Annotated in this window: 1 protein-coding gene; it reads right to left on the bottom strand. The window is 36.3% G+C overall.

Annotated elements, in window-relative coordinates:
* Positions 1–443: 443 nt before the first annotated feature.
* The gene (locus ACFILD_RS04395) at positions 444–953 is read right to left on the bottom strand and encodes a Panacea domain-containing protein (protein WP_375627966.1); all 510 of its coding nucleotides are present in this window, start codon (positions 951–953) and stop codon (positions 444–446) included.
* Between the last annotated feature and the right edge of the window lie 157 nt (positions 954–1,110).

The raw sequence follows: 1,110 nt of genomic DNA, 5'->3' as shown, positions 1-1,110 counted from the left end.
TTTTGCACGTGATATACGTCCGTTTGGTTCTCTTACCTGCCCTGCTATTTTAGGGCGTCCCCTCTTTTTATTTTTTTTCACTTATGTCCCCAGATTCCTGTTTAATATTTTGCCAAATTTCCTCTGCTTTTGACTTGAACTTTAGACTATAAAAGAATAACAAAACCAGAATGATCGATATTATAATTATAAAAACTAGCTTAATTTTTAAATGACTTTTATCCCAAAATAGTTCTATGGACAAAATTAAAAGCGTACCCAATAAAGTCCCCATTATTCCATGAAAACGACATGCAGACGTTGCGTGATCTTTTAATAGATTTATTTCTTGTTCTGTAACAGCATAATGAACAGTTCTCCTCGGAAGACAATCTGCAATCACTCTAATAGATTGATTTCCAACAGCATCACTTGCACGTTGAAGTTGCTTAAGATGAAGGTGTTTATTTTTTTTCCGGCTCTTGTAAATACCCGTTAATTTTTTGTGTGAAATATTCTTTGATGTCATCGTCTTTTAGCTTCACACCAAATTGCCCACAATCATATACTCTCTCCCACGGAGATCCATTCTCATGAGATTCATTGCGCAAGCGCCAAGGTGAAAAATTTTTATAAGCATTCCAGACGATCTCTAATAACTTAACTGTATATTTATCAGCGGATTCTTTAGGAATTTTAGGAATCAAAATTTCTCCTGTCTCTAAATCAACTGTTCGAGAATAGCAATCGATAAAACGCCTTCCCCAATCTTTAAACTCATGATAAAGAGCCGGAATCACGGGACCATGCTGCCATGCTTCTATACGATCAGGAAAGAGACGCTTACCTGTAGCTGCTAACATCCATCCATACGCAAGATACACCAGTTTAATGAGCTTCATAGGAGAAATTGGGATATTCTCTTCACGTCCCTTTTCAAGAAAGAAGTTAGCAATTTGCTGAACTTGGTACATATCATTCATACCCCACAAAATATACAACTTTACAGAATTGCTTTAACATGATCACTTTCCTCATTCAATAATATCCTTAAAAAGGAACACTGTCATTCATAACGGTATGGGGCGTATCAAGAGGTCTGTAAATGCTTCTGTCATAAGCAGATGACTG

This window comes from Bartonella sp. CL162QHHD (assembly GCF_042195435.1).
In the GTDB taxonomy this organism is placed as follows: Bacteria; Pseudomonadota; Alphaproteobacteria; order Rhizobiales; family Rhizobiaceae; genus Bartonella.
The sequence above is the reverse complement of the archived record's forward strand: the minus strand, read 5'-3'. Positions and strand labels throughout refer to the sequence as shown.